The 20,150-nt window shown below is 31.7% G+C and carries 19 protein-coding genes; 7 read left to right on the top strand and 12 right to left on the bottom strand.

The window, feature by feature from the left end:
- Nucleotides 1–281: 281 nt before the first annotated feature.
- The gene (nhaC, locus tag JL193_RS05365) at nt 282–1,751 is read right to left on the bottom strand and encodes a Na+/H+ antiporter NhaC (RefSeq protein WP_207972817.1); all 1,470 of its coding nucleotides are present in this window, start codon (nt 1,749–1,751) and stop codon (nt 282–284) included.
- 247 nt (nt 1,752–1,998) lie between these two features.
- On the opposite strand from nhaC, the gene JL193_RS05370 reads away from it, so the two are divergent.
- Both JL193_RS05370 and JL193_RS05375 read left to right on the top strand, forming a co-directional pair.
- Nucleotides 1,999–3,021, top strand: a complete 1,023-nt coding sequence (locus JL193_RS05370; protein WP_207972818.1) for a metal-dependent hydrolase — start codon at nt 1,999–2,001, stop codon at nt 3,019–3,021.
- 18 nt (nt 3,022–3,039) lie between these two features.
- Nucleotides 3,040–3,528 carry a CPCC family cysteine-rich protein gene (locus tag JL193_RS05375; RefSeq protein ID WP_207972819.1) on the top strand — a complete coding sequence of 163 codons (489 nt, stop codon included), beginning with the start codon at nt 3,040–3,042 and terminating at the stop codon, nt 3,526–3,528.
- A 213-nt stretch (nt 3,529–3,741) separates the two neighbouring features.
- On the opposite strand, the gene JL193_RS05380 is transcribed toward JL193_RS05375, so the two are convergent.
- Both JL193_RS05380 and JL193_RS05385 read right to left on the bottom strand, forming a co-directional pair.
- Nucleotides 3,742–4,380: a MarC family protein gene (locus tag JL193_RS05380; protein WP_207972820.1), complete on the bottom strand. Its 639-nt coding sequence runs from the start codon at nt 4,378–4,380 to the stop codon at nt 3,742–3,744.
- 14 nt (nt 4,381–4,394) lie between these two features.
- The gene (locus JL193_RS05385; RefSeq protein ID WP_207972821.1) at nt 4,395–5,594 is read right to left on the bottom strand and encodes an aminotransferase class I/II-fold pyridoxal phosphate-dependent enzyme; all 1,200 of its coding nucleotides are present in this window, start codon (nt 5,592–5,594) and stop codon (nt 4,395–4,397) included.
- A 162-nt stretch (nt 5,595–5,756) separates the two neighbouring features.
- On the opposite strand from JL193_RS05385, the gene JL193_RS05390 reads away from it, so the two are divergent.
- Both JL193_RS05390 and JL193_RS05395 read left to right on the top strand, forming a co-directional pair.
- The gene (locus tag JL193_RS05390; RefSeq protein ID WP_207972822.1) at nt 5,757–6,215 is read left to right on the top strand and encodes an Lrp/AsnC family transcriptional regulator; all 459 of its coding nucleotides are present in this window, start codon (nt 5,757–5,759) and stop codon (nt 6,213–6,215) included.
- Nucleotides 6,216–6,323: 108 nt separating this feature from the next.
- Nucleotides 6,324–6,842 (top strand): CPBP family intramembrane glutamic endopeptidase, encoded by a 519-nt coding sequence (locus JL193_RS05395; RefSeq protein ID WP_243456848.1) that lies wholly within the window; start codon nt 6,324–6,326, stop codon nt 6,840–6,842.
- A gap of 68 nt (nt 6,843–6,910) precedes the next feature.
- Here the strand turns inward: JL193_RS05395 and JL193_RS05400 are convergent, their stop codons facing one another.
- The 9 genes from JL193_RS05400 to JL193_RS05440 all read right to left on the bottom strand — a co-directional run bounded on the left by JL193_RS05400 (nt 6,911) and on the right by JL193_RS05440 (nt 15,767).
- A complete protein-coding gene (locus JL193_RS05400) occupies nt 6,911–7,543 on the bottom strand; it encodes a YceI family protein (protein WP_207972824.1) in 633 nt (210 codons plus the stop codon).
- Nucleotides 7,544–7,633: 90 nt separating this feature from the next.
- The gene (locus JL193_RS05405; RefSeq protein WP_207972825.1) at nt 7,634–8,347 is read right to left on the bottom strand and encodes a tRNA threonylcarbamoyladenosine dehydratase; all 714 of its coding nucleotides are present in this window, start codon (nt 8,345–8,347) and stop codon (nt 7,634–7,636) included.
- Nucleotides 8,348–8,472: 125 nt separating this feature from the next.
- Nucleotides 8,473–9,147, bottom strand: coding sequence for a TatD family hydrolase (locus tag JL193_RS05410; RefSeq protein WP_207972826.1), 675 nt, complete (start codon nt 9,145–9,147; stop codon nt 8,473–8,475).
- Nucleotides 9,148–9,152: 5 nt separating this feature from the next.
- Nucleotides 9,153–9,605, bottom strand: a complete 453-nt coding sequence (dtd, locus tag JL193_RS05415) for a D-aminoacyl-tRNA deacylase (RefSeq protein WP_207972827.1) — start codon at nt 9,603–9,605, stop codon at nt 9,153–9,155.
- A 179-nt stretch (nt 9,606–9,784) separates the two neighbouring features.
- Nucleotides 9,785–10,753 carry a ribosome small subunit-dependent GTPase A gene (rsgA, locus tag JL193_RS05420; protein WP_207972828.1) on the bottom strand — a complete coding sequence of 323 codons (969 nt, stop codon included), beginning with the start codon at nt 10,751–10,753 and terminating at the stop codon, nt 9,785–9,787.
- 689 nt (nt 10,754–11,442) lie between these two features.
- Complete coding sequence (locus JL193_RS05425; RefSeq protein WP_207972829.1) at nt 11,443–12,525, bottom strand: bifunctional 3-deoxy-7-phosphoheptulonate synthase/chorismate mutase type II; 1,083 nt, start codon at nt 12,523–12,525, stop codon at nt 11,443–11,445.
- A 79-nt stretch (nt 12,526–12,604) separates the two neighbouring features.
- On the bottom strand, nt 12,605–13,456 hold the full coding sequence (locus JL193_RS05430; RefSeq protein WP_207972830.1) for a prephenate dehydrogenase: 852 nt from the start codon (nt 13,454–13,456) through the stop codon (nt 12,605–12,607).
- Between the two features lie 185 nt (nt 13,457–13,641).
- The gene (locus JL193_RS05435) at nt 13,642–14,784 is read right to left on the bottom strand and encodes a pyridoxal phosphate-dependent aminotransferase (protein WP_207972831.1); all 1,143 of its coding nucleotides are present in this window, start codon (nt 14,782–14,784) and stop codon (nt 13,642–13,644) included.
- Nucleotides 14,785–14,942: 158 nt separating this feature from the next.
- Nucleotides 14,943–15,767: a prephenate dehydratase gene (locus tag JL193_RS05440; RefSeq protein WP_207972832.1), complete on the bottom strand. Its 825-nt coding sequence runs from the start codon at nt 15,765–15,767 to the stop codon at nt 14,943–14,945.
- Nucleotides 15,768–16,256: 489 nt separating this feature from the next.
- Between JL193_RS05440 and JL193_RS05445 the strand changes: the two genes are divergently transcribed.
- The 3 genes from JL193_RS05445 (at nt 16,257) to JL193_RS05455 (ending at nt 20,074) form a co-directional block, all read left to right on the top strand.
- Complete coding sequence (locus JL193_RS05445) at nt 16,257–17,240, top strand: IS30 family transposase (protein ID WP_207970543.1); 984 nt, start codon at nt 16,257–16,259, stop codon at nt 17,238–17,240.
- Nucleotides 17,241–17,360: 120 nt separating this feature from the next.
- Nucleotides 17,361–17,630 (top strand): 30S ribosomal protein S15, encoded by a 270-nt coding sequence (gene rpsO, locus JL193_RS05450; RefSeq protein ID WP_207972833.1) that lies wholly within the window; start codon nt 17,361–17,363, stop codon nt 17,628–17,630.
- 212 nt (nt 17,631–17,842) lie between these two features.
- Nucleotides 17,843–20,074 carry a polyribonucleotide nucleotidyltransferase gene (locus tag JL193_RS05455; protein ID WP_207972834.1) on the top strand — a complete coding sequence of 744 codons (2,232 nt, stop codon included), beginning with the start codon at nt 17,843–17,845 and terminating at the stop codon, nt 20,072–20,074.
- Nucleotides 20,075–20,150 lie beyond the last annotated feature (76 nt).

Genomic DNA, 20,150 nt, shown 5'->3' on the forward strand with positions numbered 1-20,150 from the left:
ACAAAAGCGCGCTAGGTTGCGTGAAATCTTTTCAGGAGGACAAACTGTGTGGAATAAGTTCGACGGAAAAATAATTTAAAAACATAGGCACTCAAAAAACAGATAGTTGTATGGAATTTGCTTCTTCAACAAATTTATAATGTTACAAACACCTCACGAAACAATTTGTATAATCTATTTTTTATTTTTCTTCACACAGTTTGTCACGCTGGAAGCGTCTTTTCTACAAAAGCGCGCTAGGTTGCGTGAAATTCTTTCCTTCTTACTTCTTTTGTAAAAATCTATTTTTTAACCAACTGCCTAATCTTAATATTTAAAGCCGCAAAAAGCAACGTCGTAAACGGACTTAGATAATTAAAAATAGCATACACAAAATAATCGGCTACGGAAACCCCTAAAACTCCAGATTGGTAGGCTCCACAGGTGTTCCAAGGAATTAAAACAGATGTTACAGTTCCTGAATCTTCTAAAGTTCTACTTAAATTTTCTGGAGCCAAACCTTTGTCTTCATAGGCTTTTTTAAACATTTTTCCTGGAATTACAATTGCCAAATATTGGTCGGATGCAATTGCATTTAACCCCAAACAACTTACCACTGTACTTGCAAAAAGTCCAAAAACGGAACTTGCCACAGCCAACAAACTCTTTGTAATTTTTGCCAAAGCCCCAACTGCATCCATAATACCCCCAAAAACCATGGCACAAATAATTAACAAGATTGTCCAAATCATTCCATTCATTCCACCAGAAGAGAATAATTCTGATAATTTCTCATTATCAGTTTCAATATTTGTATCCGTTAAAATGGAGTTTATAATTGACGAGAATTTCGAATCAGATAAATTGGCCAACACATCTCCTTGAAAAATAAATGCAAAAATTGCAGCTAAAACAACTCCTATTCCCAAAGCAATTAATGGTTTTGTTTTCATTAAAATCATTGCAATTACAATTCCTGGCACTAAAAATAACCAAGGGGAAATATAAAATGTATTATCTATCGAAGCCAATAAATTACTAATATCTGCACTTCCTGTAGTATCTATATTTCCGCTGATAATTGCGAAAACAATTAGCGTAATTATAATCGTTGGCACAGTTGTAATTGCCATATATTTTATATGCGTAAACAAATCTGTACCTGCCATTGCTGGTGCTAAATTTGTAGTATCGGAAAGTGGTGACATTTTATCGCCAAAATAAGCGCCAGAAATTACAGCGCCAGCAATCATTCCTGGGGCAATTCCTAAGGCACTTCCAATGCCTACTAAAGCAATACCAACAGTTGCAGACGTTGTCCAAGAGCTTCCTGTTGCAATAGAAATAATGGCTGCAATTATTACAGATGTTGGTAAAAATATTTCGGGACTTAAAACTTGCAATCCGTAATAAACCATTGCAGGAATAATACCACTAACGAGCCAAGTTCCTGCTAAAGCTCCTACTAAAAAAAGAATCATTATAGGTACAAAAACACTTTTCCAATTTTCCCAAACCTCTGCAATCATGCTAGAAAAAGATACTTTATTAAAAAAACCAACTGCAGCAGCCACCAAACCTCCCATTAATAAAATATACTGATTTGTATAGGCCCCAAACCATTCTTGATCTTCTACAAAAAAGATGTTATATGCCAATAAGCACATTAAAATTACTACAGGAATTAAAGATTCTAAAAGATTTAATTCTTTGTTGTCGATAATTTTTTGGTCTTCGATATGTATTTCTGAGAGATTTTTTTCGTTTGACATTTGATATTTTTTTTGCACTGTAATGTTACGATTTTAGAAGAAGTTATGCAAATTGATTTGGTATTACACTATTTGATTTAATTTCTTCTTAAAATAATTAATCTTCCTGCAAAGTTTCAAAAACATCCTGCAAGGTTTCAAAAAAAACTTGTAGGTATCTTTTAACATCAATTCTATACCTACAAGGTCGAAAAAAGACCTTGCAGGAATTTAATTTGTTAAAACAGTTTATCTTACATTTGTTTTCATGGATTCATTAACGCAAATTGTTTTAGGGGCTGCTTGTGGCGAAATTATTCTTGGAAAAAAGATTGGAAACAAGGCATTATTATTTGGCGCAATTGGTGGCACAATTTCAGATTTAGATGTTTTTATTGGCAGGTTTTTGTACTCTAACGAAATTCAGGCCATGGTTTTTCATCGTGGTTTTATGCATTCTATTCTATTTTCAATTTTGGGTGCTTTTCTCTTTGGGCGAATTACTTACAAACTCTATAATTCTGGGAAAAGGTTAGGAACCACAATCCAAAAAGATTGGATTTGGCTGTTCTTTCTAGCACTTTTTACGCATCCTATTTTAGATTGTTTTACACCTTATGGAACACAACTTTTTGCGCCTTTTTCTCACTACAGAATTGCTTTTAATAACATTTCTGTGGTAGATCCTTTATATACATTGCCTTTTTTAATTTGTATCATGGTTGTTTTATTTTTAAAAAGAACAAACCCTAAAAGATTAAAATGGACTAAGGCAGGCATTTACATCAGTTCTGCATACATGATTTTTACGATTGGCAATAAACTGTATATGGATGCTGTTTTTGAAAAATCTTTTAAAAAAGCAGGAATTAAGTACCAGCGTTTTTCTGCACAACCTACTATTTTAAACAATATTTTATGGTATGCAGTTGCTGAAACTAAAGATAAATATCATCTTACCTTTTATTCTTTATTTGATAAAAGTAAAACTGCAAATAAAATTATTACGGTTGATAAACAGCACAGTTTGATAGATATGACTGACAAAAATCTAAAAAAATTAGCGTGGTTTAGTAATGGTTATTACAATGTTTATAAAAAAGAAAAAGTAGGTACTTATAAATACACAGATTTACGGTATCCAATGATAAACCCTAATGATGCCAATACGTCTCTTTTTAATTTTACTGTTTTTTTTGAAAATAACGAATGGGACATTTTACCTTTTGAGGGAGATTCGCCAACTAAAGAAGATTTTGCAAAGTTTACAGAACGTTTTTGGGGGATTTAATTAGGAAGATTTTTAAATATGAAAAAGGAATTAAAAAATCGTGCTAAAACTTCTCATGAACTAAAGATACTTCAGAATTATGAAGATAGAAAAAACTTGTTTGAATCTTATTTAAAACAATATGAAGAACTCTCTTTTATTTGTGCTTCTTGTGGCTACCCAACTATAAATAAACCTGCATCATATGAGGTTTGTAGCATATGTGAATGGGAAGATAATGGGTATAATGATAATCAATTATTTAGATTTAATCATGCCACACATGAACCACTAACATTGTTTGAGTATCGAATAAATATTGGGGAACAAATTTTATCTGAACCAAAAACATTTTTTGATGCGAAGAATATTATTTTAAGCATTAAAGAATACGAAAATAAGTTTGATATTATACTTGAAAAATACTACTCAAAGAAAACTACCAAAAAAGATAAATCAATTTGCGAACAAAATTTTCAAAATCTTAAAAAAGAATTATTTGATAATTTAAAGATTCGATTGAAATAATTTTATCGAGTTGAATCAAAAAAATAGACCTCACAGGTTTTAAAAACCTGTGAGGTCTGGAAATCTAATTGTATTTTTAAATTACTTCCTTTTCGGGCTTGCGATATGCGTTAAGGATTGTAGTGGCATCCTTTTTTCTTTTTCAGAAAAAAGATATAACGAAAAGCCTGACCAAGCTTTTTTGCTTGGGAACGCCCAAAAAAATCTTCGCTTTTAAACTGCTTTAAAAATATCTAATAAGATGGGTTTTAATCCGCTAAAGAAAAATTCTACAGCAATTACCATTACAATTAAGCCCATTAAACGCATCATTACATTTATGCCTGTTTGCCCTAAAATTTTAATGATTTTCGAGGAACTGTAAAGTATTATATAGGTAAGTAAAATAACTACAAATACGGCAAAAATTAAAATTGCTTTTTTCTCGATAGAATCTGCATCTTCCATCATAACAATGGCGTTTGTGAGTGCTCCTGGACCACAAATCATAGGAATTGCTAAGGGTGTTACAGAGATATCGTTTACATAGGTTTTAACTTCCGATTCTTTTAATTTTACTTTTCCTAGTCTTGCTTGTAGCATGTCCATGCCCATTAAAAAGAATATTACACCACCAACAACTCTAAAACTGTTTACTGAAATACCAAAAAAATTAAATAATAATTGCCCTGAAAAAGCAAAAATTATAATGGTTATAAAACTTACTATTGATGCTTTTCTGGCGGTTTTGGTTCTATGACTTGCATCTAAATCTGCAGTCATTGTCATAAAAATTGGCATCGTACCAAAGGGATTTATCAACGTAAAAAATGACGTGAATGATAAAATACCGAATGCGATTATTTCGTTCATTTAAATTGCTGTTTTTATAAAACGCCTACTTCTTGCATACACGATTTCATCATTTCGTAGGTTCTTTCTATGTTGTTGTCTAAGCCTATTGAAAAACGAATTAAACCATCTGAAAGCCCCATTTCTTTTTGCTCGTCTTCTGGAATTTCTGAGGATGTAGAACTTCCTGGTGCAGAAAATAATGTCTTATAAAAACCTAAACTTACGGCTAAATACCCCAAATTTTTATGCTGCATTAATTCCATTAATTCGTTGGCTTTTTCTAAAGAGCCAACGTCTATGGTTAACATGCCTCCAAAACCGTATTCTGGATTCATCATGGTTGTAAATAATTGATGAGATGGGTGAGATGCCAAACCTGGATAAACCGTTTTTAAACCATCTTTCTCGAATTTTTCTGCTAAAAAAGCGGCGTTAAAACTGTGTTGTTTCATTCTAATATGCAAGGTTCTCATATTTTTTAGAATAGATGCAGCTCGCAAACTATCCATTGTTGCACCTAACAACATACAAGCGCCATCGTTTACATTTCGCAAATCGTTAATAAATTCTTGTGAACCACAAACCACACCACCAACTGTGTCTGAAGAGCCATTGATAAACTTTGTTAAACTATGGCAAACGATGTCTGCTCCTAATTTTGCGGGCGAAATCGACAATGGCGAAAAGGTATTATCTACCACTAATTTTAAATTGTATTTTTTCGCTAAAGCGGATAAACCTGCGATATCTGCAACTTCTAAAAGCGGATTACTAACAGCTTCGCAGTATAAAACTTTGGTGTTTTTTGTAATTGCAGCTTCTACAACATCTAGTTTTGTAATGTCTATAAAAGTTGTTTCTACATGAAATCTTGGTGCAAAATTCTTTAAAAAAGCATAGGTTCCTCCGTAAATGGTTCTGCTGGAAACAATATGGTCTCCTGCACCACACAACTGCATTAAAACCGGTGTAATTGCACCCATTCCAGATGCTGTAACATTGGCGGTTTCTGTGCCTTCCATCGCTGCTAATGCTTCGCCTAAATATAAATTTGAAGGTGTAGAATGGCGTGAGTATAAATAACAACCATCTGCATTGCCTTCGAACGTATCGAACATTGTTTTTGCGGATAAAAAGGTATAGGTAGATGAATCTGAAATGGATGGATTTACACCACCGAATTCGCCAAAATATTGTAAATCTTGAATTTTATCTGCTGGATTGAATTTCATTTGTAACTATTTTTAAATTTAGCACAAAACTATACATATACAGATAATTAATCAACATAACATATAAAATATAGTTTTTATTTCTATATTTGATTTAATTAATAGTTTTAAAAACTAAAAACCGATTCGTTATTTACTGTTTTTAGATAATTTTTAGTGTATATGTTAGACAAAATCGATAAAGAACTGATAAATTTACTGCAAAAAGACAGTAAACAGACTACAAAACAACTGTCTTTACAGTTAAATTTATCTGTAACTGCGGTTTATGAACGGATTAAAAAATTGGAAAAAGAAAAGGTGATTGAAAAGTATGTTGCCATCATCAATAAAAATAAAATTGAAAAGTCTTTTTTAGTTTTTTGCCATATTAAACTAGTGCAACATTCTAAAGAATATGTAACCACTTTTGAGCGTGAAATTTTAAAACTCGAAGAAGTTTCGGAATGTTTTCACGTAAGTGGAGATTACGATTATATATTAAAAATTTACGCTAAAGATATGGACGAATACCGAGATTTTATGGTAACCAAGCTAACAGCTATAAAATATATTGGAAGTACACAGAGTACTTTTACCATCGAAAAAGTAAAAAATACGACTGCTATACATTTATCTTAAATGCAAACTACCAACTATAAACTTACCGAACTTTTTATTTTTTTTATATTGATTCCAATTAGTTTTTGCTTTAAATATTCACCAATTTTAAAACTGATTATCGGTCTTTTGGGTTTTGCGTATATTTTGTATGTTATTTTAAAGGTAGAGAAAATTCAACTTACAATTAGAAAGGATATCAATTGGAAAAACTTTTGGAAAACAACACTTTTAAAATTTCTGGTAATTGCTGTTTTTACAGCCGTTTTTGTTTGGTTTACTGATAAAGAAAGTTTTTTTACTGTTGTTGTAAACAAACCTTTTATGTGGATGCTATTTCTACTTATTTATGCTTTTTTATCTGTATATCCGCAAGAAGTCTTATTTAGAACGTTCTTCTTTAAACGCTATGAAAATCTGTTTAAAAACGAGAAATTATTTCTTTTTATAAATGCAGTTTTGTTTTCTGTGGCTCATTTATTTTTTAGAAATACTATTGTTATTATCATTACTTTTATAGGCGGTCTTTTATTTGCAATTACCTATAAAAAAACAAAGTCCACTTTTTTAGTTTCTATCGAACACGCTATTTATGGTTGCTGGTTATTTACTGTTGGTATGGGAAATATGTTGGGTTTTCCTTCTTAAGAATATGGAAAAATAAAACCCAAAACTTTCGTTCTGGGTTTTTGCAAAAACTTAATATTTTTTAATATTTATTTTGTTACAACTGTAAATTGTAACTCCATAATATCGTCGATAAATTTGTCTTTTAAAGCAGCATCTATTTTTTTAGATTTATAAGTAACGCCAAAATCTGTTCTATCTACATTAAATGTTTCACTTTTAAAAGTGGTAATGTTGCCTTCTGTAGAAATCGTCGCCGGAATTGTAATGCTTTTTGTAATGTCTTTTAAAGTTAAATTACCTGTTACTGCTAATTTACCTTCATTTTCTTTAACACTTGTAATTACAAATTTAGAGGTTGGATATTTCGCAACATCAAAGAAGTCTGGAGAAGATAAATGCCCTTCTAATTTTCCAGCTCCTTCAGAACCTTTCATGTCTTCGTTTTTAATTGTAGTCATATCTATTACAAAAACACCATTTTTTAATTCTCCATCTTCAACAACTAAACCTCCACTTTTTAAAGCAACAGTTCCGTCATGTGCTCCTGTTGGTTTTGTCCCTTTCCACGATATTACAGAAGCTTCTGTATTTACATTGTTTAAATCTGCAGCATTTACTTCTACTTTTACCGCTTCTTTAACTTCTACTTTTTCTTTTTTGTTTTTACATGCAGTTAAAACTGATGCTGCAACTACTATTGATAAAATTATTTTTTTCATTTTTGTTAGTTTAAAATTCGTTTTTATTTTTTGGGTATTTATTTTCCATGGCAAATATACAATTAATTTATTTTCCTTGGAAACTATTTTTTACTTTTTTATTAAATAGTTTACTACGTGAGCTGCAGCCTGCAATCCGAAAGCAGCAGGCATAAAGCTAATGGTGCCATAATACGATTTTTTAAAATTGGTTCCATCTGTAATTTTTACACTTTCTGTTCTTTGAACTTCTTCTGAATACACTGCTTTTACACCTTTATCTACTTTTCTTTCTTTTAAACGTTTTCTTAAAACTCTTGCCATGGTACAATTCTTTGTTTTGGCAATGTCTTTTACTCGAATTTTAGTAGCATCTAACTTTCCTCCTGCTCCCATAGAAGAAATAATTTTTACTTTTTTTCTTCTTGCAGCAACAATTAAATTAATTTTTGGTGTAATGCTATCGATACAATCCAACACATAATCAAACTCTTTTGATACGATTTCGTACGCTCTTTCTGGAGATAAAAATTCCTTTAAAACTGTTAATTTTAAATCTGGATTGATGTCTTTTAATCTTTCTGATAAAACTGTTGTTTTTGCTTTACCAATGGTAGATTGTAAGGCTGGTAATTGTCTATTGATATTGGTTTTATCAAAAACATCTCCATCTACAATAGTTATTTTTCCAACGCCTGCTCTTGCAATAAATTCTGCAGCATAACTGCCAACTCCTCCCAAACCAACGACTAAAACATTGGCTTTTTGTAATTTTTCAATCCCTTCTTTTTGTACCAATAATTCGGTTCTTTCTAACCAACTCATACTAAACTTATAAAATATTAATGTCTGTTCGAGCCTTTCGTCTTCGCTCGAGACAGGCTAAACTCGAGAACTAATTTTTAATCTTATTAATTCTTTTAACCTCTCGAGAACTGCGTTCGTTACTTTTAACAAAAATCTCTTTTTATTGAAAGTAATGCTCGAGGAGACAAAAAATTAAAATTTTCTTTTATTATTTGCTGAAGCTTTTCAACTTCTATTCTTTTTAAATTTGCTGCTTTTTGATAAATTTCTTGAATTTTAATTTCTGAATCGTCTGTTTCTAAAAGTAACACATTCAAAGGAATTTCTGAAACTACTTTTTGTAATTTTTTATTTTTGATGATTGCTGCTCCAAATGATAATAGAATTCCATTTTTTAATAAACTTTTGGCTACTTGTACATTTTTATTGAAGCCATGTAAAATCCATTTTTGTTTTGGTTTTATTTCTTTTTTAATTTCAATAATTTCTTGAAATGCTTTTACACAGTGGATAATTAAAGGTTTGTTGTGTTTTTCTGAAAGCAAGACTTGTTTTCTGAAAACTTCTTGTTGAAGTTTAAAGTCTGTTTCTGTAATTTTATCTAAGCCACATTCGCCAATTGCAAAACAGTTTTTATGTTGAAGTTGCTCTTCAACAAATAAAAGTTCTTCTTCTATATTATTTTTATTGAGATACCAAGGATGAATTCCGATTGAAAAAGGCGAGGAAAAATCTACTGAATTTGGGTATTTATTTTCTATAGAAAAAACGTTTTCTGCGAAAGACTTTTGGTGTGTATGAATGTCGATAAAAGTCAAAATAACTATTCTTTATTTTTTGAATCGATAATAATAGTAACTGGACCGTCATTTAATAACTCGACTTTCATGTCTGCACCAAATTCGCCTGTTTGCACCTTTTTACCCAACTCGTTTTCTAACGTTTTTACAAAGTTGTTATATAAAGTAATGGCAATATCGGGTTTTGCTGCTTTTATGTAACTGGGTCTGTTTCCTTTTTTGGTAGATGCTTGCAAGGTAAACTGACTTACAACAATCGCATCTCCATTGCTTTCTAATAAAGAATTATTCATAACTCCATTTTCGTCGTTAAAAATGCGCAAGTTTGCTGTTTTTCGAACCAACCAATTGATATCTTCTTGTGTGTCTTCTGCAACAATTCCTAATAAAATTAAGAGTCCGTTTTTAATGTTTGCAACTTTTTCTTCGTTAATAGTTACACTTGCTTTTGAAACTCTTTGAATTACAATTTTCATATTTACCTAAATCTCCAAAAGGAACTTTTACTTTTTGAATTTTTATAAACTTTTACGACTACTTTAAATCTTTTCTTTCTTTTAAAACGAAACATCTACTTCGTAAATAATTACTATTCTTATTTTTTTTAAATTATTCTTTTTAAGAGAGATTTTTTCCTTTGGGAAATTAAAGCGGGTTATTCTTCGTTCCAAACATCTGTTCTAAAATGCTCTGTTTCTTCTTCGCCTTCTAAAATTTGTAAGTAACTTTTATAACGAGACCAAGATACTTTTTCTTCTTCTAAAGCTTCTTTTACAGCGCATTTTGGTTCTTTTGTATGAATACAATTATTAAATTTACAGTCTTGTTTTAACGCGAAAAACTCTGGAAAATAATCTCCTAATTCGTATTTGTCGATATTTACTACTCCAAAACCTTTAATACCTGGTGTGTCTATAATTTTTGTATCGTTTTTGTTTTCGATGCTTAAATCGAACATTTCTGCAAAAGTTGTAGTGTGTTTTCCTTGATTGTGTTGGTCGGATATTTCTTTAGTTTTTAAGTCTAAAGAAGGGTCTATTGCATTTACCAAAGTGGTTTTTCCTACTCCTGAATGCCCTACAAACATCGATGTTTTGCCCAACATTATTTCTTTAATGGTAGCTACGTTTTTATTTTGGGTTGCAGAAACTTCTACACATCTATAACCAATGGCTTGGTAAATGTCTTTTAAGTATAAAATTTCTGCTCTTTCTTCTATTTCGTAAGCATCTATTTTATTAAAAACTAAAATTACATCGATTCTATAGGCTCTTGCTGAAACCAAAAAACGGTCTATAAACGTAGTAAATGTTGGTGGATTGTTAATTGTAATTAATAAAAAAACCTGATCGATATTCGAAGCAATAATATGTATTTGTTTAGAAAGGTTTACAGATTTACGAACAATGTAATTATCTCTATCTAAAATAGTTTTGATAACGCCTGTTTCTTCGTCTCCTTTTTTTTCTAAATCGAACACAACTTTATCGCCAACTGCAATTGGGTTGGTGCTTTTGATGTCTTTTATTCTGAATTTTCCTTTAATTCTACATTTGTAAAACTCGCCATGATTGGCTTTTACTTGATACCAACTTCCTGTAGATTTGTAAACGGTTCCTATCATTATTACAAAGATGCAGAATTAAAATTGAATTATGAAAAATTGGTGGAAAATGAGCGGTTTTTATTTTTACCACATAGGACCATAAAAAACATAGAATTGTTATGGAGATTGAGCTGGAAGTTAACGAAAAGACCCTTCAGGTTTTGAAAACCTGAAGGGTCTGAAAACATGTCTAAAAGTTATTTTTTATAACTTTCTTTTTAGGTTAGAATTTTAAGTAATTACAATAATGTCTGTTCGAGTGATTTTTGATTTTTTTTAAGAAATTTGTACCCAAAACTTGTTAGAATGAAGAAAAATTCTCGATACAAAATTTCTGAAAAAGAAATTTCACTCGAAGTGACAGGGTTTTAAAAAAAACTATTTTTTTGCACAATAGGAATATAGAAAACATAAAGTTGTGGTGGAAATTGTTGCGAATTCGCGAATTAAAATGGTTTGTGGTGAATTTACCCAGAAAAGGTTTGAAACCTTTAGAGATTGGAGTTTTAAACCTGTAAAAAGACCTCACAGGTTTTAAAAACCTGTGAGGTCTAAAAATATATCTAAAAGCTATTTTTAATAACTTGTTTTTTAGGTTTGCGATACGCGTTAAGGATTGCAGTGGAAATCCTTTTGCCTTAAAAAAAAAGGCAAAAGATTGCAACGATAAGCCTGACCAAGCTTTTTTGCTTGGTAAAGCCCAAAAACTATCCTTTTATAATCTTTTCTTGATGATTGATGGATTCTTGGTGAATTGCCTTGAACATTTTTAAGACAAATTCTTCGCTTAAACCTCTGCTTTCGCCTTCTAAAATCATGTTTCCTAGAATTTCGTTCCAACGTCTAGATTGTAAAACGGCAACGTTTTTCTCTTTTTTTAGTTGACCAATTTTGTCGGCAACACTCATTCTTTTACCTAACATATCTATTAACTGGCCATCTACAACGTTAATTTGAGCTCTTAAATTTTCTAAGGAATCTCTGTAACCAGAATCGGTTTCGGTTTCTTTTCTTATTTTTAAATCTTCCATAATTTGCTTTAGTTTTGTTGGTGTAACTTGCTGTGCAGCGTCACTCCAAGCGTTGTCTGGATCGAAATGAGTCTCGATCATTAATCCATCGAAATTTAAATCTAAAGCTGTTTGTGAAACGTCGAAAATCATTTCTCTGTTTCCTGTAATGTGCGAAGGGTCGCAAATTAATGGCAAGTCTGGGAATTTATTTTGAAACTCGATGGCTAATTGCCATTCTGGAATGTTTCTATATTTCGATTTTTCGTAGGTTGAAAATCCTCTGTGAATTGCGCCTAAATTTTTGATTCCTGCTGTGTATAATCTTTCGATACCACCTAACCATAAAGCCAAATCTGGATTTACTGGGTTTTTTACCAATACAATTTTATCGGTTCCTTCTAAGGCGTCTGCAATTTCTTGCATAATAAAAGGCGAAACTGTAGAACGTGCGCCAATCCATAATAAATCGACATCGTTTTCTAAAGCCAATTTTACGTGTGCTGCGTTTGCAACTTCTGTACAGGTTTTCATGCCTGTTTCTTCTTTTACCTTTTTAAGCCATTTTAAACCTAAAGCGCCAACGCCTTCGAAATTTCCTGGTCTTGTTCTTGGTTTCCAAATTCCTGCTCGGAAATAATTTACATCAGAATCTTTTAATTCGTGTGCAATTTTTAAAACCTGTTCTTCGGTTTCTGCACTACAAGGCCCTGCTATTACTAGTGGATGATCTAATTTCATATCGTCCAACCATGTTCTTAATGCTGCTGTATTCTTCATTTTACTAATTAATTTGTGTTGCTTAGTTTGAGATTTCTCCACAAGGTCGAAATGACAAAATAATCAACGATTTTGGCTTTTAATTTATGCCGTTTAAAATTTGTTTTATATAATTTGTATTTTCCATTTCGTTAAAAATTTCCGAGAAATTATCTTGTTGCATTAACTCTTTAAAGTGTTGTAAATTGCTAATGTATTCTTCTAAGGTTTCTATAACGTTTTCTTTGTTTTGTTTAAAAATGGGTGCCCACATGGCTGGCGAACTTTTTGCCAAACGAACTGTGGATGCAAATCCTGAACCTGCCATATCGAAAATATCGCGTTCGTTTTTTTCTTTATTGATTACTGTTTTTCCTAACATAAACGCACTTATGTGAGAAAGGTGCGAAACATACGCAATATGTTTGTCGTGCGAAACCGGATCCATGTAACGAATACGCATTCCAATGTCTGTAAAAAGTTGCAATGCTTTTTCTTGCAGCTTAAAAGTTGTTTTTTCTACTTCGCAGATAATATTCGTTTTTCCTTTATATAAGCCAGAAATCGCAGCTGTTGGCCCAGATTTTTCTGTTCCTGCTATTGGGTGACATGCTAAAAAATTGCGTCTTCTTATATGATGTTCAACAGATTTACAAATGGCTTCTTTTGTGGAACCTGCATCTATGACCAAGGTATTATCGGAAATTTTATCTAAAATTGTTGGTAGTAATTTTACAGTAGCATCTACTGGAATGGATACAATTACCAAATCTGCATTTTCTAAATCGTCTAAGGTTGCTTTTTTGTCAATCAATTTTAACTCTAATGCTTTATTTAGCGTTCCGTCTTTTCTGCTAATTCCGTGTAAAATAGCCTCTGGATTGTTTTTTTTGATATCAATTGCGAAACTTCCACCAATTAAACCAACTCCAATAAAAAATATATTTTTCATTTTTCTTTTCTACTTCTTAAAAGGTCTTTAAGACCTTGCAGGTGTTATTATATTTCCTGCAAATTCTTTAAAACGCAGGGATTATTTGTTATTATTTATTTATACCTACAAGGTTTTTGAAACCTTGTAGAGAGTTTTACCACAAACTGACTGCCAACTGCCAACTGAAATACTGCCAACTTAATTTAAAACCTACTAATCGCTTCTTTAATTACTTGAGATGTTACACATAAAGAAAATCGTATATATCCTTCGCCTTGAGAACCAAAAATAGTGCCTGGGGTTATAAAAATATCTTTATTGTATAAAACCGAATCTGTAATTTCTTCTGATTTTTTTCCTTCAGAAATTTTTGCCCAAACAAATAATCCTGTGGAGTTTTTATCATACACGCAGTCTAATTTATCTGCCAATTTCCAAATTAAATTTCTACGTTCTTCATAAATTTTATTTTGCTCTGTAAACCAAGCGTCTGTTAATTGCAAGGCTTCTATAGCTCCTTTTTGAATTCCGTAAAACATGCCAGAATCCATATTCGATTTTACTTTTAAAATCTCGTTAATGTATGTTGCCTTTCCTAAAACCATGCCAACTCGCCAACCAGCCATGTTAAAGGTTTTGCTTAAAGAGTTTAATTCTAAAGCAATGTCTTTTGCACCTTCGACTTGTAAAATACTTACAGGTTTATCGTTTAAAATAAAACTATAAGGATTGTCGTTTATAATTAAAATTTCGTGCTTTTTCCCAAATGCAATCAACTTTTTAAAAGTCTCTAAAGTTGCATTGGTTCCTGTTGGCATGTGCGGATAATTTACCCACATAATTTTTACTTCAGATAAATCTTGTTGCTCTAACTCTTCGAAATTTGGTTGCCAATTATTTGCTGCACTTAAATTGTAAAAAAGAGGCTCTGCACCTACTAATTTTGTGACAGATGTATAAGTTGGATATCCTGGATTCGGAATTAAGACCTTATCGCCTTCATTTAAAAAAGCCATAGAAATGTGCATAATTCCTTCTTTACTGCCCATTAATGGTAAAACTTCATTTTCTGGGTTTGAATCTACAGAAAACTTGTTTTTATAAAAGTTGGAAATTGCATTTCTTAATTCTGGTAACCCTTGGTACGATTGATATTTGTGTGCAGAAGCTTCTCCTAAACTTCCTTGAATGGCATTTAAAACTTGTGCAGGAGGTTGTAAATCTGGTGAGCCTATACCCATGTTTATAATTGGTTTTCCAGCGGCTGCTAAACCTCTTACTTCTCTTAGTTTTTTAGAGAAATAGTATTCTTGAACGGTGTCTAATCTTTTTGCAGGTTGTATCATAATTTATGCTATACAAAAGTTATTTAATTTGTTATTTCGAAAGAAACGCAGTGAAATTGAGAAATCTAAAACATTGAATGGAAATGAAGAGATTTTTCGGCTCCATTGCATTTCGCTCAAAAGGACATTGTTTTGAACTTTGTAAATATTATTGTACATTATTTTCTTCCGTTTTTATAAGTTCCTAATATTTTAAACTCTTCTGCCATTATTTTTACAATTGCTGTTGCTTTTTCGTACTCTTTATAATCGTCGAAAGTAACATCTACAAAGAAAGAATATTTCCAAGGTGTTTCTATCACTGGCAAAGATTGAATTTTAGTTAAGTTCATTTTACAATCACTCAACACATTTAAAATGGTTGCCAAACTGCCTCTTTTATGATTTAATTGAAATTTAAAAGAGGCTTTGTTTACTTCTTCATTAATTGTTGGTTCCTCGGTTTGTACAATTACAAATCTTGTAGAATTGTCTTTTATCGTCTGAATTTCATCTTCGATAATTTCTAAATTGAAAATTTCTGCCGCAATTTTTGGTGCAATGGCCGCAATTCCTTTTAAATTTTCTTTTGATATTCTTTTGGCTACTTCTGCAGTATCTACATCTTCTACCAGCTTAATATGAGGGTAATTTCTAAAAAACTCCTTGCATTGTAATAATGCCATTGGATGCGACCAAACCTCTTTTATATCTTTAATCGTTTGATTTTCTAAACACATTAAATGATGATGAATATTCAAATATTCTTCTCCTATTATATGCAAATTGTTATTATCTATTAACGCATAATTAGGAATTATAGAACCTGCAATGGTATTTTCTAGAGCCATTACTCCTAAACTCGCTGTTTTATCCAACAAGCTATCCACCAACACATCAAAAGACATGCATTCTTTTAGTTGAATATCGTTTCCATAAAAATCGCGTGCGACTTTATGATGGTTTGAGCCTTCTGCTCCTTGGATGGCGATTGTTTTTCTCATTTATTTGTGATAAAAAAATATCAAAAAAAAAGCCTCGAAGTAAATTCGAGACTTTATATATATTTTATGCTTCTTAACAACATGATACAAAGTCTCACCTCTTACTAAAAAAGTAAAAGTAAAAATAGAAACGTGTAAAATTGTTGTGTAACATTTTGTGCTCTTTGTTTTGCGTGACAAATCTAAAGATTAAATTTAGATAAACAAATAATATTATATTTTTTTCAACAAAATTTAAATATCACTAAAAATAGTGTTATAAAGTTATTCCATTTTATGAATTTCTTTACAAATACGAGAACTAATAATATATTTAAAAAAATAAAAAAGTTAAAATATAAGTTTACAACTTAAATTACTCTGATAATCAACATAAAAAATAATTAAATCGCATACCTAGATTCAAATGCTAGTGCAAGTTTTTGATAGGATTTTCCTACGGGTTTTACCCCGTTAGGAAAAGTCCAAAAAAAGTCAAAGATTTGTGATATGAACTACAAACAATTAACTTTCGAACAAAGGTACTCAATAGAATTAATGCTTAAGGCAAAAATTAGTAAAAAAGAGATTATTAAATCACTTTGTATTAATGAAAGTACTTTTTATAGAGAATTGAAAAGGAACTCAAAACCTAGGACTTATAGTGCTAAACACGCACAAAAATTAGCTGATGAGCGTAAAAAAGAAGGCCATTATAAGACTATTTTTTCAACGGAAATGAAAAAAATAATCAAAGAAAAAATGATTAAATTTCAATGGTCTCCAGAACAGATAGTTGGTTGGTGTAAACTTAAAGCAATACAGATGGTCTCTCACGAGCGAATTTACCAATATGTTTGGCAAGATAAAAGACAAGGAGGATTGCTTTATAAAGAACTACGAACAGGTCAAAAAAAATATAAAAAAAGGTATGGAAGTAAATCCAATAGAGGACAAATACCCGATAAAGTGTCTATAGAAAAACGTCCAAAAATTGTAGAACTCAAAGAAAGAGTAGGTGATTTAGAATCTGATTTAATTATAGGAAAAGACCATAAAGGAGCTTTATTAACCATTGTAGATCGCTATTCTAGTTTTTTATGGATTGAAAATGTGACAGGAAAAAAAGCAGATATGATTACAAAAATGACTATAAACACTTTAGCACCACATAAAAAATGGGTTCGAACAATTACCAATGATAATGGAAAAGAGTTTGCAGGACATAAAAAAATAGCAGAAAAATTAAATTGTGATGTCTATTTTGCTCACCCTTATAGCTCTTGGGAACGTGGACTTAACGAGTATACGAACAAACTTATCAGACAATATTTCCCAAAAAATGAACACTTGGATAATGTCAAACAAAAGGATATTTTTGAAACGGTAAACAAACTCAATAATAGACCAAGAAAAAAGTTAGGATACAGAACCCCTAAAGAGGTTTTTTATCAATTTATTAACCAAAATCAAAAACTTGCACTTGGTACTTGAATCTACGATATAAAATACCTCTTTTAAAAAACTATTTAATCGAAAAAATAATAGTACATTTGCAACCTCAATGAAAAAAATTTCGTTGAAATACATAAAAATCATTTAAATAATATTGGCATGTACTTAACAAAAGAAGTAAAAGAAAGCATCTTCGAAAAACACGGTAAAGGAAAAAACGATACAGGTACTTCAGAAGGGCAAATTGCATTGTTCACACACAGAATCAATCACTTAACAGAGCATTTAAAAAGAAATCGTAAAGATTTTAACACAGAACGTTCGTTAGTAAGAATGGTTGGTAAGCGTAGAAGTTTATTAGACTATCTTAAGAAAAAAGATATTGAAAGATATCGTGCAATTATTAAAGAATTAGGAATTAGAAAATAATTCTTACAAAAAAAGAGGTACTATAAACGTGCCTCTTTTTTTTCTTTTGGCTACCACCGAAAGAGATTTAAAATAAATATTCTCTGCTTAACAAACAGATTTTATATAAAAAATCGAAAATACCAACAATATTTTCGAATTTCCATTGGAAAAAACACACAACAACCAAAACAACACAACAACAAACAAATTAAAAATTAGAATTAAATTTTATGATTCCAAAAGTATTTAAAGAGGTTATAGACCTTGGAGATGGAAGAACCATCTCGTTAGAAACCGGTAAATTAGCGAAACAAGCACACGGTTCTGTTGTTGTTCAAATGGGTAAAGCAATGTTATTATGTACAGTAGTTTCTAACTACAAACAAAGTGATGTTGATTTTTTACCACTTACAGTAGATTATAGAGAAAAATTTGCGGCTGCAGGTCGTTATCCTGGAGGTTTCTTTAAAAGAGAAGCAAGACCAAGTGATGGTGAAGTACTAACAATGCGTTTAGTAGATCGTGTTTTACGCCCATTATTTCCAAAAGATTACCACGCAGAAACACAAGTAATGGTTCAGTTAATGTCTCATGACGAAGATGTAATGCCAGATGCTTTAGCAGGTTTAGCAGCATCTACAGCAATACAATTATCAGACATTCCTTTTGAAACTCCAATTTCTGAAGCACGCGTTGCCAGAGTAAATGGAGAATTTGTAATTAACCCTACAAGAGCACAATTAGAAACATCTGATATTGATATGATGATTGGTGCTTCTGCAGATTCTGTAATGATGGTAGAAGGCGAAATGGATGAAATTTCTGAAGAAGAAATGGCAGAAGCAATTAAATTTGCACACGAAGCCATTAAGGTACAATGTGCTGCACAAGTTCGTTTGGCAGAAGCTTTTGGGAAAAAAGAAACCCGTGAGTACGAACCAGAAAGAGAAGATGAAGATTTAGCTAAAAAAATCGAAGATTTAGCATACGATAAATGTTATGCAATTGCAAAACAAGGAACTTCTAAAGCAGAGCGATCTGCAGCTTTTGAAGAAGTAAAAGAAGAAATTTTAGCGACTTTTACCGAAGAAGAATTAGAAGACTTTGGTGGTTTAGTTGGAAAATACTTTAATAAGGCACAAAAAAAAGCGGTTAGAGAATTAACTTTAGCAGAAGGTTTGCGTTTAGACGGTCGTAAAACCACTGATATTCGACCAATTTGGTGCGAAGTAGATTACTTACCATCAACTCATGGTTCATCAATTTTTACTCGTGGAGAAACACAAGCATTAGCAACTGTAACCTTAGGTACTTCTAGAGAAGCAAACCAAATAGATATGGCTTCTTACGAAGGCGAAGAAACATTCTATTTACACTATAACTTTCCTCCATTTTGTACAGGAGAAGCAAGACCCCTAAGAGGCACCTCTCGTAGAGAAGTTGGTCATGGAAACTTGGCTCAAAGAGCTTTAAAAGGAATGATTCCTGCAGATTGCCCATATACAGTAAGAGTCGTTTCCGAAGTTTTAGAATCTAATGGTTCTTCTTCTATGGCTACGGTTTGTTCTGGTACCATGGCATTAATGGATGCTGGTGTACAATTAAAAAAACCCGTTTCTGGTATTGCAATGGGATTAATTTCTGATGGAGAACGTTACGCAGTTTTATCTGATATTTTAGGAGATGAAGATCATTTAGGTGATATGGACTTTAAAGTAACTGGAACTGCTGACGGAATTACAGCTTGCCAAATGGATATTAAAGTAAAAGGACTTTCTTACGAGATTTTAGTGAACGCACTAAAACAAGCAAGAGATGGTCGTTTGCATATTTTAGAGAAGCTTACAGATACAATTGCAACACCAAATGCAGAAGTGAAAGCACACGCTCCTAAAATGATTACAAGAAGAATTCCTAATGATATGATTGGTGCATTTATTGGACCCGGAGGAAAACATATCCAAGAATTACAAAAAGAAACTGGAACTACTATTGTAATTACAGAAGATGCCACTACCGAAGAAGGAATTATCGAAATCTTAGGCACAAAACCAGAAGGAATTGAACAAGTAATTGCTAGAATCGATTCGATGCTATTTAAACCACAAGTTGGTAGCGTTTACGAAGTAAAAGTAATTAAAATGTTAGATTTTGGTGCAGTGGTAGAATATGTTGAAGCACCAGGAAACGAAGTTTTATTGCACGTTTCCGAATTGGCTTGGGAACGTACAGAAAACGTTTCTGACGTTGTAAACATGGGAGATGTTTTTGATGTAAAGTACTTTGGTTTAGACCCAAGAACGCGTAAAGAAAAAGTTTCTCGAAAAGCATTACTACCAAAACCAGAAGGTTATGTAACAAGACCACCAAGAGACAACAATCGTTCTGGCGGAAGAGATAATCGCGGACGTGACAACAGACGTGAAGACAGAAAACCAAGAGCACCAAGAAAAGAAGATTAATTTTTTTACTGAATTTTTTTCAGTATTTTAAATCGATATTAAAAATCGCTAATTAATTTTAGCGATTTTTTGCGTT

Source organism: Polaribacter batillariae (genome assembly GCF_017498485.1).
In the GTDB taxonomy this organism is placed as follows: Bacteria; Bacteroidota; Bacteroidia; order Flavobacteriales; family Flavobacteriaceae; genus Polaribacter; species Polaribacter batillariae.